Annotated in this window: 16 protein-coding genes; 8 read left to right on the top strand and 8 right to left on the bottom strand. The window is 65.6% G+C overall.

Going from position 1 to position 15,202, the window contains the following annotated elements; translation table 11 throughout:
• The first annotated feature begins 1 nt into the window (after position 1).
• Together AC1DOP_RS05175 and AC1DOP_RS05170 are read left to right on the top strand one after the other, a co-directional pair.
• A complete protein-coding gene (locus AC1DOP_RS05175) occupies positions 2–835 on the top strand; it encodes a phosphatase PAP2 family protein (RefSeq protein WP_441933400.1) in 834 nt (277 codons plus the stop codon).
• On the top strand, positions 828–1,112 hold the full coding sequence (locus AC1DOP_RS05170; protein ID WP_477250186.1) for a lipid-A-disaccharide synthase N-terminal domain-containing protein: 285 nt from the start codon (positions 828–830) through the stop codon (positions 1,110–1,112). Before AC1DOP_RS05175 ends, AC1DOP_RS05170 begins: the two co-directional genes overlap by 8 nt.
• 16 nt (positions 1,113–1,128) lie before the next feature.
• Here AC1DOP_RS05170 and AC1DOP_RS05165 read toward each other — a convergent pair whose 3' ends face one another.
• Entirely contained in the window at positions 1,129–2,028 is a 900-nt protein-coding gene (locus AC1DOP_RS05165) for a LysR substrate-binding domain-containing protein (RefSeq protein WP_477250184.1), read from the bottom strand.
• Positions 2,029–2,184: 156 nt separating this feature from the next.
• Here AC1DOP_RS05165 and AC1DOP_RS05160 point away from each other — a divergent pair, with 156 nt between their 5' ends.
• Entirely contained in the window at positions 2,185–2,583 is a 399-nt protein-coding gene (locus tag AC1DOP_RS05160) for an N-acetyltransferase family protein (RefSeq protein ID WP_477250182.1), read from the top strand.
• 115 nt (positions 2,584–2,698) lie between these two features.
• Here the strand turns inward: AC1DOP_RS05160 and AC1DOP_RS05155 are convergent, their stop codons facing one another.
• The gene (locus tag AC1DOP_RS05155) at positions 2,699–3,691 is read right to left on the bottom strand and encodes a M14 family metallopeptidase (RefSeq protein WP_441933393.1); all 993 of its coding nucleotides are present in this window, start codon (positions 3,689–3,691) and stop codon (positions 2,699–2,701) included.
• 104 nt (positions 3,692–3,795) lie between these two features.
• Between AC1DOP_RS05155 and AC1DOP_RS05150 the strand changes: the two genes are divergently transcribed.
• Both AC1DOP_RS05150 and AC1DOP_RS05145 read left to right on the top strand, forming a co-directional pair.
• On the top strand, positions 3,796–4,953 hold the full coding sequence (locus AC1DOP_RS05150; RefSeq protein WP_477250180.1) for an acyltransferase family protein: 1,158 nt from the start codon (positions 3,796–3,798) through the stop codon (positions 4,951–4,953).
• A gap of 47 nt (positions 4,954–5,000) precedes the next feature.
• Positions 5,001–5,369, top strand: coding sequence for a hypothetical protein (locus AC1DOP_RS05145; protein WP_441933390.1), 369 nt, complete (start codon positions 5,001–5,003; stop codon positions 5,367–5,369).
• A gap of 23 nt (positions 5,370–5,392) precedes the next feature.
• On the opposite strand, the gene AC1DOP_RS05140 is transcribed toward AC1DOP_RS05145, so the two are convergent.
• From AC1DOP_RS05140 to AC1DOP_RS05130, 3 genes are read right to left on the bottom strand one after another with little or no spacing between them, the layout of a single operon-like run.
• Positions 5,393–5,863, bottom strand: a complete 471-nt coding sequence (locus AC1DOP_RS05140) for a hypothetical protein (protein ID WP_441933388.1) — start codon at positions 5,861–5,863, stop codon at positions 5,393–5,395.
• A gap of 32 nt (positions 5,864–5,895) precedes the next feature.
• Positions 5,896–6,777, bottom strand: a complete 882-nt coding sequence (locus tag AC1DOP_RS05135; protein WP_441933386.1) for a pirin family protein — start codon at positions 6,775–6,777, stop codon at positions 5,896–5,898.
• 54 nt (positions 6,778–6,831) lie between these two features.
• The gene (locus AC1DOP_RS05130) at positions 6,832–7,425 is read right to left on the bottom strand and encodes an FMN-dependent NADH-azoreductase (RefSeq protein ID WP_477250177.1); all 594 of its coding nucleotides are present in this window, start codon (positions 7,423–7,425) and stop codon (positions 6,832–6,834) included.
• Positions 7,426–7,537: 112 nt separating this feature from the next.
• Here AC1DOP_RS05130 and AC1DOP_RS05125 point away from each other — a divergent pair, with 112 nt between their 5' ends.
• On the top strand, positions 7,538–8,464 hold the full coding sequence (locus AC1DOP_RS05125) for a LysR family transcriptional regulator (protein WP_441933382.1): 927 nt from the start codon (positions 7,538–7,540) through the stop codon (positions 8,462–8,464).
• Positions 8,465–8,516: 52 nt separating this feature from the next.
• Complete coding sequence (gene udk / locus AC1DOP_RS05120; RefSeq protein ID WP_441933380.1) at positions 8,517–9,158, top strand: uridine kinase; 642 nt, start codon at positions 8,517–8,519, stop codon at positions 9,156–9,158.
• A gap of 18 nt (positions 9,159–9,176) precedes the next feature.
• On the opposite strand, the gene AC1DOP_RS05115 is transcribed toward udk, so the two are convergent.
• Together AC1DOP_RS05115 and asd are read right to left on the bottom strand one after the other, a co-directional pair.
• Entirely contained in the window at positions 9,177–11,357 is a 2,181-nt protein-coding gene (locus tag AC1DOP_RS05115; RefSeq protein WP_477250175.1) for a hypothetical protein, read from the bottom strand.
• A 174-nt stretch (positions 11,358–11,531) separates the two neighbouring features.
• Positions 11,532–12,389: an archaetidylserine decarboxylase gene (asd, locus tag AC1DOP_RS05110; RefSeq protein WP_477250173.1), complete on the bottom strand. Its 858-nt coding sequence runs from the start codon at positions 12,387–12,389 to the stop codon at positions 11,532–11,534.
• A 204-nt stretch (positions 12,390–12,593) separates the two neighbouring features.
• Here asd and AC1DOP_RS05105 point away from each other — a divergent pair, with 204 nt between their 5' ends.
• Positions 12,594–14,792 carry a TonB-dependent receptor plug domain-containing protein gene (locus AC1DOP_RS05105; protein WP_441933371.1) on the top strand — a complete coding sequence of 733 codons (2,199 nt, stop codon included), beginning with the start codon at positions 12,594–12,596 and terminating at the stop codon, positions 14,790–14,792.
• 18 nt (positions 14,793–14,810) lie between these two features.
• Here the strand turns inward: AC1DOP_RS05105 and AC1DOP_RS05100 are convergent, their stop codons facing one another.
• The gene (locus AC1DOP_RS05100; protein WP_441933369.1) at positions 14,811–15,188 is read right to left on the bottom strand and encodes a YybH family protein; all 378 of its coding nucleotides are present in this window, start codon (positions 15,186–15,188) and stop codon (positions 14,811–14,813) included.
• Positions 15,189–15,202 lie beyond the last annotated feature (14 nt).

The raw sequence follows: 15,202 nt of genomic DNA, 5'->3' as shown, positions 1-15,202 counted from the left end.
CATGGTTCCCGCCTTCCGTTCTCCCTGGGTATGGCTGCCGCCCGCCATCGGGCTGGCGCTGCTGGTGCTGGTGCTCGCCAGCGGCGCCAACCGCGCCGCCTTCCTGGCGCTGAACCATGCCGGCCAGGCCCTCGGTCCCCTGTTCTGGCTGCACCTGACCATGCTGGGCGACGGCGCGGTGGCGCTGGCGCTGGTGCTGCCCTGTATCCGGCGTGTCCCGCACTGCTTCTGGGCGGCGCTGGCGGCGGCGGTGTTCGCGGCGCTCTGGACCCAGGTGACCAAGCAATTCGTCGACATGCCGCGTCCCTTGTCCGTGCTGGCGCCGGACCAGTTCTTCCAGGCGGGACCGGCCTACCGGCGGGTGTCCTTCCCGTCCGGGCATGCGGCGGCGGCCTTCGCCATGGCCGGCATCTGGAGCATGGGCGTGGCGGGGAGCCCGCTGCGGCGCATGCTGCTCCTGCTGCTCGCCAGCCTGGTCAGCCTGTCGCGCATCATGGCGGGCGTGCATTGGCCGGTCGACATCCTGTGGGGCATGCTCGGCGGCTGGCTGGGCGCCTGGCTCGGCCTCAGGCTTTCCGGCCGCTGGGCCTGGCCCACTGCCGGCGTGGGCGGCCTGGTGGCCGGTCTGGTGCTGCTGGGCGTAGCGGCGAGCCTGCTGGTGAGCCGGCATGTCGGCATTCCGGCGGTGCTGCCGGCCCAGCGCCTCATCGGGCTGGTCTGCCTGTTGTGGGGCGGCTGGGAACTGCTGCGGATGTGGCCGTGGTCGGCAGGGCGCCTGGGCGGGCGCCGCACCGCGCGGCGGCGGCAGATCGAGGAGGAGGAAGTCGATGGGTGAGGATGGCTGGTGGCTGCTGGTCGGCTTCGGCGGCCAGGCTTTGTTCATGGGGCGCTTCGTAATCCAGTGGTTCGTCAGCGAACGGCGGCGCCGCAGCGTGATTCCTGTGTCCTTCTGGTACCTGAGCATCCTGGGCGCGCTGGTGCTGCTCGCGTATGCGGCGCACCGGCGCGATCCGGTCTTCATCGCCGGCCAGGGGCTGGGCGTGGCGATCTACCTGCGCAACCTGCACCTGATCCGGGCGGAACGGGCGCAGATGCGCGAGGCCGGCGGCTAAGGCAGGCTCGGCACGCTCAGTGACTGCTGAGAAGCCATTTTGCAAACCCCAATACACGCGCATCGTTTTGCAAGTGGCGCGGATACACAATCCAGAAAGCGTATGGGTTATCCAATCTCAGCTTGAATGGTTCGACCAGATCGCCATTGTGCAAATCATCCCGCACCAATGGCTCAGGTGCCAGCGCAATGCCTTTCGCCGCTCGCGCCGCTTCGATCGCCAGGAAAACGCTGGAATAACGCAGGCTGGCCTGATTGGGCGGCATCGGCAATCCTTGTGTCTCCAGCCACTCGATCCAGCCAGGTGGCTTGCCGGGAAGATGGATCGTACTGTCGTGTATCAGCGTGTGGTGTAGAACATCTGCGGGCGTGTGAAGCGGCGGGGAAGCGAGAGCTTGCAAGGCAGGGCTGCAGACCGCAATCATGTCGGCACTCATCCAGTGCTGGGTGATCGCACCAGGATACCGGCCATCACCATATCGCAGGGCAATATCAAATTTGCCGTCCTTAAAATCGACGACTTCATCGTCGTCGCTCAGTTCAAGGGTTAAGCCGGGGGGGGTGGACTGATATTCAGCGATGCGGTGCACCAGATATTTCGCCGCTAATGAGGGCATGGCGGTAACGCGCAATGCCTGAGTGTTGCCGATCGATGGCGGCTGCAGTACGTCTTCAAGTCCTCTAAACAGCTCGAAAAGGCGGGCTGCCAGGGTCTTGCCGTAAGGGGTAAGCACGACGGCGCGGTTCTGGCGTACAAACAAGGGCAGTCCCAGGTATTCCTCCAGGCGCTTGACTTGATGACTGATCGCCGTCGGGGTGACATGCAGTTCCGCCGCCGCCTCCTGAAAGCTCAAATGTCGTGCGGCGGCTTCGAAACTGCGCGCAGCGATGAGTGGAGGATTCGGTCGACGCTTCATCCAATGATTCTATCAGATGAATTTGGTTCATCTGAAAGCGAAAAGCTTTCGTTTGTCCGCCCCGTGCACGCAAACTAGACTTGCCGCATTCATCTGTTCTGGAGCGACTATGCAGAGCGCAAATCCCAGGATTGCCATTGTGTCCGGCGCGGCAACATGAACGGGCTCGATTTACGCACTGCGGCCCGGGCCGATGCGGGCGCCATGCTCGAGCTGCTTCGGTTGGTTTCTATTGAAGGCGATACGCTTCCATTCCGGGATCAGGTCGATGGGCATTTCATCGACAGCCAATGGCTAGGCGCAGCCGGATGTGTTTTGGCATATCAAAACGGGGTTTTGCTTGGCATGTATCGCTATGGCCCGAATATGCCGGGCCGCGGCTCGCATATTGCAACAGCTACTTTTATCGTTGCCAAAGCATTCCGGGGCCGAGGACTCGGCCGCATTCTCGTGCAGGATTGCCTTGAACAGGCGAGGCTCTCCGGATTTCGGGCGATGCAATTCAACCAGGTTGTCGCCACCAATCGCGCCGCACTTTCACTCTACCGTTCATGAAAGTGGGCACGATTCCCGACGCATTCGCACATCCCCAGGATGGCTATGTCGCGGCCTATGTCATGTATGTCGACTTATGCCGGCCTGGTTGACTATGGCGCGGTGTACGCCAGGTTCATTCGCGGCCGAATTGCGGGTTCGGGCGGGTCATGTAGTACCACTCCTGGTTCGGGCCGGCGTTCGTATCCGGGAACAGGATGCGGCCCGAGAATTCCGCCACGACCGGGGTGCCGTCGGCGCGCACGCCGATCTGTTCGCCTTCCTGCAGCGGGTCGAAGCTGGCCCACTGGCGGGTGAAGCGGTCGCCGGCGTCGAGCTTGTCGTGCACCACGACCATCTGCAGCGCTTCCATCTCTTCGAAGGGGATGGGCTGCGGCTCCGGGGCTTCGATCAGCTTCAGGTGGGCGAGGGTGTTCATGATGGCGCGGTAGGCCACTTCCGGCGCCTGCGGGTCGAGGTGCTGGCCGCATTCCAGGGTCAGGGCATAGCCGCCGGTGCTGCGCATGTATTCGGTGGTACCCATGCCGTAGCGCAGCACGGTTTCCAGTTCGGCCGCACCGACGTTAGAGCTCGACCTGCGCGAACGTCGCTGCACGCCGCCGCCATAGGCCGCCATCCAGCCGGTCACGAAGCGTCGCACGCCCAGGCGGCGCGCCAGCGCGCGCTCTTCGCGCATGTGGCGGAAGGGTTCGAGCGGGCCGTCGTTGTCCAGCGGGCCGACCATCACGAAGGGCTCGCCATGGGCGGCGTTGAAGGAGTGCAGGTCGAGCAGCACGTCGTGCCGGGCCAGCAGCGGGCACAGCCAGTTGGCGACGCGGTCTTCGAAGTCCTGCGGGTGCTCTTTCGGCGACAGGTCGCGGTTCAGGTTGCGGTCGCCGGAACGGGTGTTCTTGGCGTAGGCAAGCGGATTGACGATGGGGACGAAGGTCACGCTGCCGTTGACGATGTGCAGCTTGCCGGCGTCGAGCTCCGCCATCACGCGCTGGATGGCCTGGGTACCGCAGGTCTCGTTGCCGTGGGTCGCGCCCATGATGATGACGCGCGGACCGGGGCCCTGACCCGTGTAGTTGACGGATTTGAAATGCAGCTGGCTTGCGGCGGAGGTCATGCTTTTGATCCAAGGAAATATCGGTCCGGCCATTTTATCGGGAATCCCTGGCATCCGGGAGCGCCGCGTGGCATCATCCGGCGTTTTCGTCGACGATCCTCCACATGAGCCGCGTCTCCGCCCGCATCCATGGCCTCGACACCCTGCGCGCGCTCGCCGTCACGCTGGTGGTGCTGCATCACTACGTACTGTTCGTCAGCGGTACCGGCACCTTCGGCTGGGTGGGCGAGATCGGCTGGGTCGGCGTCGACCTCTTCTTCGCCCTGTCCGGCTACCTGATCGGGAACCAGATCTTCCAGGCCCAGCGCAGCGCGGGCGGCCTGAGCCTGGGGCGCTTCTACGCGCGCCGGCTGCTGCGTACGCTGCCGAATTTCTACGCCGTGCTGGCGCTGTATGCGCTGTGGCCGGCCTTCCGCGGCGACGCCCCGATGCTGCCGCTGTGGAAGTACCTCAGCTTTACCCAGAACATCGGCCTGGAACCGGGCACCGCCTTCTCTCACGCCTGGTCGCTGTGCATCGAGGAACAGTTCTACCTGCTGCTGCCTGCCTGCGCGCTGCTGGCCGCCGCCCTCGGCGGGCGCAAGGACGGGCCGGACGGCAGCAGGCTGCGGCGGGTATGGGCAGCGTTCGCGCTGGCCGTCGCGGCGGGAATGGCGGTCCGCGCCGGCACCTGGCTGCACGGACAGGATGACGGACATTGGCTGCACTTCTATTACAAGCACATTTATTACTCGAGCTTCTGCCGCCTCGACGAGCTGCTGGCCGGGGTGGCGCTGGCCCTGCTGAAGAACTTCCATGGCGGGATCTGGGCGCGCCTGATGGGGCAGGGCAGGCTGCTGCTGGCGGCCGGGATCGCTGCCTGCGCATTGGCGCTGCGCTGCTTCCTGGCCGACCATTACGGCCTGTGGACCACCGTGTTCGGCTTTCCGCTGCTGGCGCTGGGTTGCGCGCTGCTGATCGTGGCGGCGCTGGCCCCGGATTCGCCGCTGCACCGCATCCGCGTCCCGGGGGCGTCGAGCCTGGCGCTGTGGTCCTATGCGGTCTACCTGGTTCACAAGCAGGTGAGCGTGCTGTCCGCCCAGCCCCTTGAAGAGGCCGGCTATGGCCCCGGACACCCGCTGACAGTCGTGCTGGCGCTCGCCGCCTCGGTACTGGCAGGCTGGCTGCTGTTCCGGCTGGTCGAGACACCCTTCATGCGCCTGCGCGAGCGCTATGTGCCAGGCAATAGCCGAGGATCCTCGCTGGCAGCCGCCGTGCGGTGACAAAGCGCGCATTTTTGCGCGATATCAGTCTGATAAGCTTGGGGGTGATGAAGAAACTTATCCATTCCACCCTGCTGGCTTCCGTGATGTGCGCCGGCGCCGGCGTCCTTGCGGCGCCTCCCCAGCCCTATGTGATCGTGACGCGGCTGGGTGTCTCCACGACCACCTTCGGCTGCGGCGCCGGCAATATCGGCGTGTGCCATTATCTGATCCTGAAGTCGCTCTGCCAGGACAAGATGCTCGACGAGCGCACCAAGGAGCGCACCTGCAGCTATACCGAGGTGGTGCCGCCATTCAAGCTGCTGCCCGGCGAGAAGAGAACGGTCGGCGACCTGCCTGCCGACTACCTGTACTCGATGAAGATGAATGCCACGCCGACCGTCGACGAGGTGCTCAAGTCACCGTCGCCGCATTGAGGCGTATTGAGCGTCATTGTGCGTCATTGCGCGTCGATGACGTCGAAGGCGGCCGGCATGTCGGCCAGCCAGGCCGCCAGGTGGGCGACCCGCATCGAGGGATCGTAGCCGTCGGTGCCGGCGATCGCCGCGCGCAGGCCCGGCACCGCCTCCTGGGTGCGCGGGCTGGCGTAGGCGGCGATCAGCATCGCAAGCAGGTCGTTGGGCGGGGTGCTTGCGCGGCGCAGGCGGGCGTGGATCACGCCCAGCAGGGCGCGCTGCATGCGCGGCGTCGGGTGTTCTATGTAGACGAACACGCTGGGCGTGTTGATGATGGCGTCGGCCATGGCCTGCTCGATCCGCTCCGGCTTGTAGTCGGAAGGGATGTCGAAATAGGCCTTGTCCCAGCGGGTATCGGCGTAGCGATGGCCCGGCGGGAAGGTATCGATGGTCTCCAGCCCGAGCGCGCGGCTGGCGCGCCCGAGCAGAGAACTTATGACTTCTATCAGCGGCATGCCGGTAGTGTATCCGAACTGCCGACTATCGATCAGGCGAAGCGGCCGGCGCGGAAATCCTCTACCGCCTGGAACACCTCGGCATTCGTGTTCATCACGAATGGGCCGTACTGCGCGATCGGCTCGTTCAGCGGACGGCCGGCGATCAGGATCAGGCGGCTGTCGGTGTCGGCCTTGATCTTCACGCCGTCGGCGCCCTGGGCATTGTCGAGGATGGCCATGCGCGCCTGCGGCACCGCCTTGCCGTCGACCACGACTTCACCGCGGTAGACGTAGAAGAAGGCGTTGTGCCCGGCCGCCAGCGGCTGCTCGAACGCCACGCCCGCCGGCAGGTGGATGTCGAGGTAGAGCGGCTGGGTCGCCTCGCGCTGCACGGCGCCATCGACGCCATGCGAGCTGCCGGCGATCACCTGCACCTCCGCGCCGGAGGGCAGGGTGAAGCGCGGCACTTCCTCGGTCGGGATGTCGCGGTACCAGGGCTCGCACATCTTGTCCTTGGCGGGCAGGTTCAGCCACAGCTGGAAGCCTTCCATCAAGCCTTCGTTCTGCTCCGGCATCTCGGAGTGGGCCACGCCGCGGCCGGCGGTCATCCATTGCACGCCGCCATCGCTGACCAGGCCCTCGTTGCCGGCGCTGTCGCGGTGGCGCATGCGGCCGGCCAGCATATAGGTGACGGTCTCGAAGCCCCGGTGCGGGTGCTCGGGGAAGCCGGCGATGTAGTCGCCCGCCTTGTCGCTGCCGAAGGCATCCAGCATCAGGAAGGGATCGAGACGGCGCTGCAGCGGCTGGGTCAGGACGCGGTTGATCTTGACGCCGGCGCCATCCATCACGAACTGGCCGCCGAGCACGCGCTCGATGCGGCGGCTTTTTTCGACGCGTTCGTCGGCAACGGTGACTTCAACTTGCTGTTCCATTTCGATCTCCTGTTAATTGAATACTGCGGCCCGAAGGCCGCGCCCAGGGGCGATTCAGGCGATGGCGGCGACCACGGCGTCGGCCTCGGCCTGGCCCTTGCTCGCTGCATCCGGGCCCATCGACTGGCCGTTCGAGTACACGAAGGTCGAGTCGGTCATGCCCAGGAAGTTCAGCAGCATGCGGATGTGCGGCACTTGCGGATCCGCGTCTTCCGGATAGATGCCGCCGCGGGACGTGGCCACGAACACCTTCTTGTTCTTCAGCAGGCCTTCCGGACCGGCTTCGGTGTAGCGGAAGGTGACGCCGGCGCGGGCGATCGCATCGAACCAGGCCTTCAGCTGGATCGGCATGCCGAAGTTGTACATCGGAGCGCCGATCACGACCACGTCGGCGGCCTGCACTTCGGCGATCAGGGCGTCGTCCTGGGCCACGCGGGCGGCCTGCTCGGGGGTACGCTGGTCGGCCGGGGTGAACAGGGCGCCCAGTGCGGCTTCGTCCAGCACCGGGTGGGATTTCGCACCGAGGTCGCGCACGATGATGGTGGCGCCCGGGTTGGCGGCGCTCAGCTTGGCGACGATGCTGCCGGCCACACGGTTCGATTCGGAATTGGCGCCGCGGAGGCTGGAATTGATCTGCAGGATGTTCATTGTCGTTTCCTTCGTTGTGTCGGTTGGTGTTTCGATGTAGACACTTTAACGGTTCCATCTATCGTGCGGAAGGCGTTAGAATGGATAACATTATTCAGCCAGTGGAACAATCATGGACATCGAAGCCAACGATATGCTGCTGTTCGCCCGCATCGTCGAAGCCGGCAGTTTCAGCATGGCGGCGCAGCGCCTGGACCTGCCGAAATCGACGGTATCGCGCCGCATCGCCCTGCTCGAAGCCAGCCTGGGCGAGCGCCTCCTGCAGCGCACCACGCGCCGCCTGGTGTTGACCGAGTTCGGCGAAAGCCTGCTCGAGCACGCGCGCAAGGTCGCCGAGGAGGTGGAGGCGGCCGGCGCCCTGGCCCAGCACCGCCAGGCCGAGCCCAGCGGCAAGCTGAGGATTTCGATGCCGGGCGATTTCGCGAACCTGTACCTGACCGACCTGATCGCGCGCTTCACCGCCCGCTATCCGGCGGTATCGCTGGAACTGGACCTGTCGCCGCGCCGGGTCGACCTGGTGGCCGAGAACTTCGACATCGCGATCCGCATGGGCGACCTGCCCGAGGATTCCACCTTGAACGCGCGCCGCGTCTCGCTGGAACGCTTCGGCCTGTACGCCGCGCCTTCCTACACCGCCCAGCACGGCCTGCCCGAGCACCCGGACGACCTGGCCAAGCACGACCTGCTGTGCATCCTGAGCCGCAACGGCGGCGCCACGCCCTGGGTGCTGGAGCGCGGCAAGGTGCGCTGGGAACGCGCGGTGCAGGCGCGGCTGACGGCAAATTCGCCGGAACTGCTGGCACGCATCGCCGCCGGCGGCGCCGGCATCGCGGCCAGCTCGACCCTGTTCGTCCAGCCCTATCTGCAGAAGGGCGAGCTGGTGCGGGTGTTGCCGGAATGGGAATTCCCGGCGGCTACCGGCTGGGCCGTCTTCCCCGGACGGCGCCTGATGCCGGCCAAGACGCGGGCCTTTCTCGACATGCTGGAAGACGCCTGCTGCGCGCGCGCGCGGCTGCAGATGGAGAGCCGGGCCGCCTAGGAAGCGTCAGGCGGCCCTGTCGGTTCGGCCGCCGCTCCGGTATCATTCGGGGATGAATCAGATTTCTACCCCTCCGTTTGTCATTGGTGTCGCTGGCGGCAGCGGCAGCGGCAAGTCGACGGTGACCCAGCAGGTGCTGGCTTCCTTCGGCGCCGACATGGTGTCGGTCGTGATGCAGGACGATTACTACCGCGACCAGTCCGATCTCACCCCCGAAGTCCGCCGCAAGCAGAATTACGACCATCCCCAGGCCTTCGACTGGCCGCTGTTGGTAGAGCACGTCCAGGCCCTGCGCAATGGCGAAACGATCGAGATGCCGGAATACGACTTCACGATCGACAACCGCTCGAACAAGACGATTCCGGTCAAGCCGGCTCCGGTCATCGTGATCGAAGGCCTGTTCGCGCTCTACGACGCGGACCTGCGCAAGATGATGTCGCTGAAGATCTTTGTCGACACCGCGCCCGACGTCCGCTTCATCCGCCGCATGCAAAGGGATATCGTCGAACGCGGTCGTACGGTCGAGAGTATCGTCAACCAGTACCTGGAAACGGTACGCCCGATGCACAAGCAGTTCATCGAGCCGACCAAGCGCCACGCCGACGTCATCCTGCCCCACGGCGCCAACGGCCCGGCGGTCGATGTCATTACCACCAAGGTGGCGAGCGTCATCGGCCAGTTGAAGCGGCCTTGATCTTCTGATCGTCCCTACTCAGAAAACCTTGAAAGCAAGGTAGGCGGACAAGGCCGCCACCGCTACCCCGAGAACCAGATAGAGCTTCCAGTATGAACGTTTCTCGGCGTAGGGGTCCCGCAGGCTGCGCGCCGCCCCTTCCGGCAGCCTGGCCATGCGGGTCAGCGCGGTGCCGAAGGGGATGCTGATGCGGGCCCGGGCATTCACTGCCCAGCCATTGGCGTCAAGGATGGGGCCCAGGTTGCGGTTCTTCAGCTTGAAGAAGGCCATGGCCACGGAAGGCCCGGAAATCGACAGGAACAGGCCCACCACCGCCAGCGGCATCTGCCAGGCCTTCAGGCCCATGAAGCCCGTGACCACGGAGGCCAGGGCTGTGCCGATGGCGCCGACCGCGAGCCCGAGGGCGGCGAAGATACCGGCGAAGCGTGCCGCATCGAAAGGCGTCGCCGCGGGCTTGACCCCGGCGCCCACCTTGTTTTCGGCGTCGGTCACCAGCTTGGCCGTCATGTCGTCCACGCCCTTGGCCCGGGTGGCGGCGAACTTCTGCATCTGCTCGCCTGCCAGGCGGGTAGCCTTGCGATATGGCGCCCAGAAGGCCTGGTGGATACTGATGGGGTGGTCCACGATCTTGGTGATGGTGGCATCCCAATCCTTGCCGTCACGGTCATAGAAAATACCGTTGCGGCCCACCATGAGCTGGTCCGAATCGCCGGCGGTAAAGGCCGCCGCGATGGTCATCTTCAGGCTTCCCCGCACACAGTCGCAATAGGCCAGATACACCCCGGACAGGCTGGCCAGGATGCCGTGCCGGGACGGGTCCAGCACCTTGATGCAGAGATCGCAGCTGCGGCCGTCCAGGTAGAGCGTGCCCGCCTGGAAGATGGCCTTCTTGTCGCCGCCGCTATAGAAATCCCGGAAGGAGACGAAATTGTTGGCCAGCTGTCCCAGGTCCCGGACATAGCGCACCAGGCGTTCGACTTCGGCAATGGCGTTCGCTTCCGGGGCCAGCGCCAGATCCCTGGAGATGAGCTGGTCGATGGCGGTGCGGATGCCCGGGGCGAGGAATGCCTGCAGGAGGGAGACCTCCAGGCTGGCCAGCGGCGTTTCCGGACGGGCTGCCTGCCAGGCCTCGTAGGCGGCGAACTTATCCTTGAGATATTGCCACTCCTCGGCGCCCAGGCTGTCTTTGTCCCCCAGCAGGGGCTTTGCCACCTGTTCCCGAAGGGTCGCGGCGGCTGCCGTCCATGCCGGATTGGCGCCGCCGCCCAGCGGCAGCTCGCCGCCGGCCTGGATATAGGCGATGGGCAGCGCCGCCAGGCCGGCATCCTCGGCCGTCAGGCTTCTGGCACCGAGCGCGCGGATATCCTCCGGCGCGCCGTTCAGCAAGTCCCCCGCCCGAGGGTCGAACTCGGCCAGGCGGCAGCGAGTGAAATAATCGTCCGCCTTGGCGCGAATCGCGGCCAGGGCGGCGAAGGCGGTGTCGGTTTCGGCGCCCAAGGGGAGGAGGCCGGCGTCGTTCTGGGGACGGGACTGCCACTCGAGCCATGCCTGGGCCTCGGTGAAAAAGCGGTCGGCGAGCGCCTGGTCGATGCCTGCTTCGCCACAGCGATCCGGCACGCTGCCCAGGGTGTCCATGATGGCGGCGAGGACCGGCCGCAGCGCGTCGTCGCAAGCGGCGGCGGTGATGACGCCGTCGCCGTTGAAGGCCATGCCGGAGAAGATGCGGTCACTGTCGCTGACATCCCCGACGCTGATCGCGTCGGCGCCGCCCTTGCCCAGGCTGTCCATGACATGGCGCGCCGAGGCCAGCAGGCGATCGCCTTCTGCGCTGTCGGCGCGGATGGCGGCGAGCGGTAATGGGCCGCCATTCGCCAAAGCATCGGGGGAAGTCAGGCGGGCCGCCGCCCAATCGATGGCGGCGATCAGTTCCGGGGCCCGGATGTGGCCGTCGCCGTCGATGTCCATCAGCGCCAGGGTCCGGCGGTCGAATTCCAGGCCCTGGACCGGGCAGGACAGGGCGACCCACAGCTTCTGGTCGAGCTGCCGGAGATGGACGAGGTCGGCACCCGAGTCGAGGCTGACCTGGGTGAAACCGCCGGCGTCGAAGAACCGCCAGTTATGGCGGAAAGCAGTGTCGGCTGCGGGCGTGGAGACGTCCTCCACATCCTCCAACAGGGAGGGGTTCAGGGGAGCGTTCATGGTTGGGCCTCGGGGGCGAAGGGGGGTAGGAGGCAAAAAATGCCGACAGCGAAGGTGAAACGGGCGTGAACAAATGCCATGTCGAGTTTTGTCAGGCGAATGGCTCGGTGCACGAGCCTGTCGCCATCAGAGTAAGTCGCAATCAGAGTACGTAATGGATAGTGCCGGGCGCTCTCATTTACCGCCGGAGAACTCGCCCATCATCTCGCCCAGGCGCACCGAGCGCTCCGGCGCCCACGCCGGATTGAAGTGAATGGTGTTGGCCTTGAACAGCATGACGACGGTGGAGCCGAGCAGGAAGCGGCCCATTTCCTCGCCCTTCTTGAGGACGATGTCCTGGTCGAGGTAAGACCATTCGCTGATCTTCTGCGGGCGCTTCGGGTTCACCACGCCGTGCCACACGGTCGCCATGCTGCCGACGATGGTGGCGCCGACCAGCACCATCACGAAGGGACCGTATTCCGCCGACTCGAACACGCAGACCACGCGCTCGTTGCGGGCGAACAGGTTGGGCACGCCGCGCGCGGTGGTCGGGTTCACCGAGAACAGCGCGCCCGGCACGTAGATCATGCGGGTCAGGCGGCCGTCGCAGGGCATGTGCAGGCGGTGGTAATCCTTCGGCGACAGATACAGGTTGGCGAAGCTGCCGTGCTGGAACTGCCTGGCCAGTTCGGCGTCGCCGCCGACCAGTTCGGTGGTGGTGAACCGGTGGCCCTTGGCTTGCAGGATGTGGTGGTCGTCGATGGCGCCGAACTGGCTGATGGCGCCGTCGACCGGGCAGACGAAGGCGGCGTCCGCCAGCGGGCGCGCGCCGGCCTTCAGCGGGCGGGTGAAGAAATCGTTGAAGCTGGTGTAGCTGCCGATGTCCGGATTCTCGGCTTCGTCCATGTTGACGCCGTACTTGCCGACGAACCAGCGGATCAGCCGGGTCGTGATCGAGCCGCCCTTGGCCCCGGCGACGCGGCCGGCGAAGGTCGTCAGGCGCTGCTTGGGCAGCAGGTATTGCGGCAGGACTTTAAGGCGATCGGACACAGTAAAAAACCTCGAATGAAAGATGAAGATTATAACGGGCAGCCTGCCCTCTGGGCCAAGTTGCATTTTGACATCAATTTCAATATGCATGCATATGAAATTGATGCATACATATCAAAAATATTTACGCATTGGCAACAATAATCGGGAGAGCTGGTGGACAATGGCGGTCCATTTCAAATTGACCAGATTGAACAGATCGACATGCCAGCCCATCGTTTCCCTTTCCGCCTGAGCCTCGGTGCCGCCGCCGTCGCGGCCGCCCTGGCCAATCCCGCCTTTGCCCAGCAGGCACCGGTCTCGAAGGAGACCACGCCCGCCGCCGAGGGCAAGACGATCCAGCAGGTCGAAGTGAAGGGCGCCGCCGCGTCCTACGATCCGCGCCGCGACGATACCGCCAGCAAGATCGTCGTCAACAATGAAGAGATCGTCAAATACGGCGATACCAATGTGCTCGACGTGCTCAAGCGCGTGCCCGGCGTGACCATCAGCAGCAGCGGCCGCGGCGGCGAGATCCGCATGCGCGGCCTCGGCAGCGGCTATACCCAGGTCCTGATCAACGGCGAGCGGGCCCCGCAAGGCTTCGACATCAGCTCGCTGTCGCCGGACGTGATCGAACGCATCGAAGTGCTGCGCGCCGCCAGCGCCGAGTTCTCGACCCAGTCGATCGCCGGCACCATCAATATCGTGCTGAAGAAGGCGGTCAAGGCGGCCCAGCGCGAGCTGAAGGTGGGCTACGGCCACGGCGCCGCCATGAACAGCCCGACCCTGAACCTGCAGCTGTCCGACAAGCTCGGCAAGCTGTCCTACTCGTTCGCGGCAAACGGCTTCCAGAACCGCTTCACCAACGATCCGGAAACCATCGAAACCTTCGTCAATGCCGCCAACGCCATCACCGGCGTGCGCCAGAGCGAGACCCCGCAGGATGCCCGCATCAGCGTGGTCAACCTGACGCCACGCGTCAACTACACCTTCGAGAATGGCGACACGCTGACCGCGCAAACTTTTGCCAACTGGGCAAACTTCATGCAGGCCGAAATGGGCAGCGTCGACACCCTGATGGGACCGCTGCCGGCTTACCCGCGGCTCGAGCAGCGGATGACCAACCACAACCACGTGTTCCGCCAGGAGCTGAACTGGGTGCACAAGTTCGAATCCGGCGCCAAGCTGGACGCCAAGCTGAGCGGCCTGTACGTCGGCGCCGACAATGCGATGTACCGCTTCGGCAGCGGCAATGCGCAGGCCGCACCGCTGCGCGCCTTCATCAAGTCGGACGTCGTCGTGCGCGGCCTGACCTCGACGGGCAAGTATACGAGCAGCCGCTTCGAAGGCCACGCGCTGGCCTTCGGCTGGGACGGCGGCTGGCAGGGCGGCGACGACGCCCGCCGCGAGCGCGATGCCGCCGCGCCGAACGTCCCGCTGCCGGGCGGCGACGAACTCTACGAGTCGACCGTCTCGCGCCTGGCGGTGTACGGCCAGGACGAGTGGAACGTGACCCCGGCCTGGTCGGTGTACCTGGGCGCGCGCTGGGAGGGCATCCGCACATCGACCGAGGGCAACACTTACGCGCAAATAAAGAACCGCTCCTCGGTCCTGAGCCCGGTGGCGCAGACCCTGTACAAGCTGCCGGGCACCAAGGGCGACCAGGTGCGCCTGGCCGTGACCCGCACCTACAAGGCGCCGGGCCAGCAGCAGATCATCCCGCACCGCTTCACCTCGGTGAACAACAGCCAGACCGAACCGGATACGATCGGCAACCCGAACCTCAAGCCCGAACTGGCGCTGGGCATCGACGCCTCCTACGAGCACTACTGGGCCGAGGGAGCGCTGCTGTCGGCCAGCGTGTCGAGCCGCCGCATCAGCGACTACACCCGCAACATGGTCGTGTTCGACGGCGCGCGCTGGGTCTCGACCCCGACCAACAACGGCAATGCGCGTACCTACGGCGTGGAACTGGAAGCCAAGTTCCCGCTGAAGGCCGTGATGGAGACCAAGACCAACCTCGACCTGCGCGCCAGCCTGTCGCGCAACTGGTCGACGGTGGACTCGGTGCCGGGCCCGGACAACCGCCTGGACGGCCAGACCCCGCTGTCCGCGACTCTCGGCGCCGATTACAAGACCGGCCCGCTGACCCTGGGCGGCAGCTATGTCTTCAAGAACGGCGGCTTCGTGCGCATCTCGGGCAACCAGATCAGCTACCAGTCGGTGCGCCGCGATCTCGACCTGTATGCGCTGTGGAAGTTCAATCCGAAGCTGCAGCTGCGCGTGGCGACCGCCAACCTGCTGGCCCAGGACACCATCAGCCAGAGCAGCTATACGACGCCGGGCGTGGGCACCCAGACCAGCCGCACCTTGAATCCGGTGCACCGCAGCGTGCGGGCCACCCTGGAGATGAAGTTCTGAGCCCCGCCTGCGCCGCGGCTACCGGGAGTTGAACATGTCGCGGTGCAGGCGCCAGGCGCCGTCGATCTTGCGCCAGGCGACCAGGTAGCGCCCTTCGGCGGCGAGCACGCGCTCGCCGTCCGGCGCCGCCGCATAGAGGGCGTAGCGTCCGACCTCGATCGCGCCGGCATCGTCGCCGTCGACATCTTCGGTGGTGAAGCGGGCGCCAACGATGCCGTTGGCGAGGGTGCCGTCGAAGAAGGCGGCGATCGCTTCGCGGCCGGTGCAGGCGGGCGCGCCTTGCGGGATGAAATGGGCGTCCTCGGTGTAGAGGGATGCTGCGCGGCCGGCGTCGCGCGCGGCGATGGCTTCGGCGAGGCGGTCTTGTGCCGCCTGAATCTCGTCTTTCAGGGTCATGGACTGTCCTTTCG

This window comes from Massilia sp. 01N410 (genome assembly GCF_056399665.1).
Note: the sequence above shows the minus strand (reverse complement) of the source record. Positions and strands in the feature narration are given on the sequence as shown.

Bases quoted from the DNA above. Each gene is read 5' to 3' on its own strand.
- AC1DOP_RS05175 (WP_441933400.1), top strand. From the start codon at position 2: ATGGTTCCCGCCTTCCGTTCTCCCTGGGTATGGCTGCCGCCCGCCATC.
- AC1DOP_RS05170 (WP_477250186.1), top strand. From the start codon at position 828: ATGGGTGAGGATGGCTGGTGGCTGCTGGTCGGCTTCGGCGGCCAGGCT.
- AC1DOP_RS05165 (WP_477250184.1), bottom strand. From the start codon at position 2,028: ATGAAGCGTCGACCGAATCCTCCACTCATCGCTGCGCGCAGTTTCGAA.
- AC1DOP_RS05160 (WP_477250182.1), top strand. From the start codon at position 2,185: ATGAACGGGCTCGATTTACGCACTGCGGCCCGGGCCGATGCGGGCGCC.
- AC1DOP_RS05155 (WP_441933393.1), bottom strand. From the start codon at position 3,691: ATGACCTCCGCCGCAAGCCAGCTGCATTTCAAATCCGTCAACTACACG.
- AC1DOP_RS05150 (WP_477250180.1), top strand. From the start codon at position 3,796: ATGAGCCGCGTCTCCGCCCGCATCCATGGCCTCGACACCCTGCGCGCG.
- AC1DOP_RS05145 (WP_441933390.1), top strand. From the start codon at position 5,001: ATGAAGAAACTTATCCATTCCACCCTGCTGGCTTCCGTGATGTGCGCC.
- AC1DOP_RS05140 (WP_441933388.1), bottom strand. From the start codon at position 5,863: ATGCCGCTGATAGAAGTCATAAGTTCTCTGCTCGGGCGCGCCAGCCGC.
- AC1DOP_RS05135 (WP_441933386.1), bottom strand. From the start codon at position 6,777: ATGGAACAGCAAGTTGAAGTCACCGTTGCCGACGAACGCGTCGAAAAA.
- AC1DOP_RS05130 (WP_477250177.1), bottom strand. From the start codon at position 7,425: ATGAACATCCTGCAGATCAATTCCAGCCTCCGCGGCGCCAATTCCGAA.
- AC1DOP_RS05125 (WP_441933382.1), top strand. From the start codon at position 7,538: ATGGACATCGAAGCCAACGATATGCTGCTGTTCGCCCGCATCGTCGAA.
- udk (WP_441933380.1), top strand. From the start codon at position 8,517: ATGAATCAGATTTCTACCCCTCCGTTTGTCATTGGTGTCGCTGGCGGC.
- AC1DOP_RS05115 (WP_477250175.1), bottom strand. From the start codon at position 11,357: ATGAACGCTCCCCTGAACCCCTCCCTGTTGGAGGATGTGGAGGACGTC.
- AC1DOP_RS05105 (WP_441933371.1), top strand. From the start codon at position 12,594: ATGCCAGCCCATCGTTTCCCTTTCCGCCTGAGCCTCGGTGCCGCCGCC.
- AC1DOP_RS05100 (WP_441933369.1), bottom strand. From the start codon at position 15,188: ATGACCCTGAAAGACGAGATTCAGGCGGCACAAGACCGCCTCGCCGAA.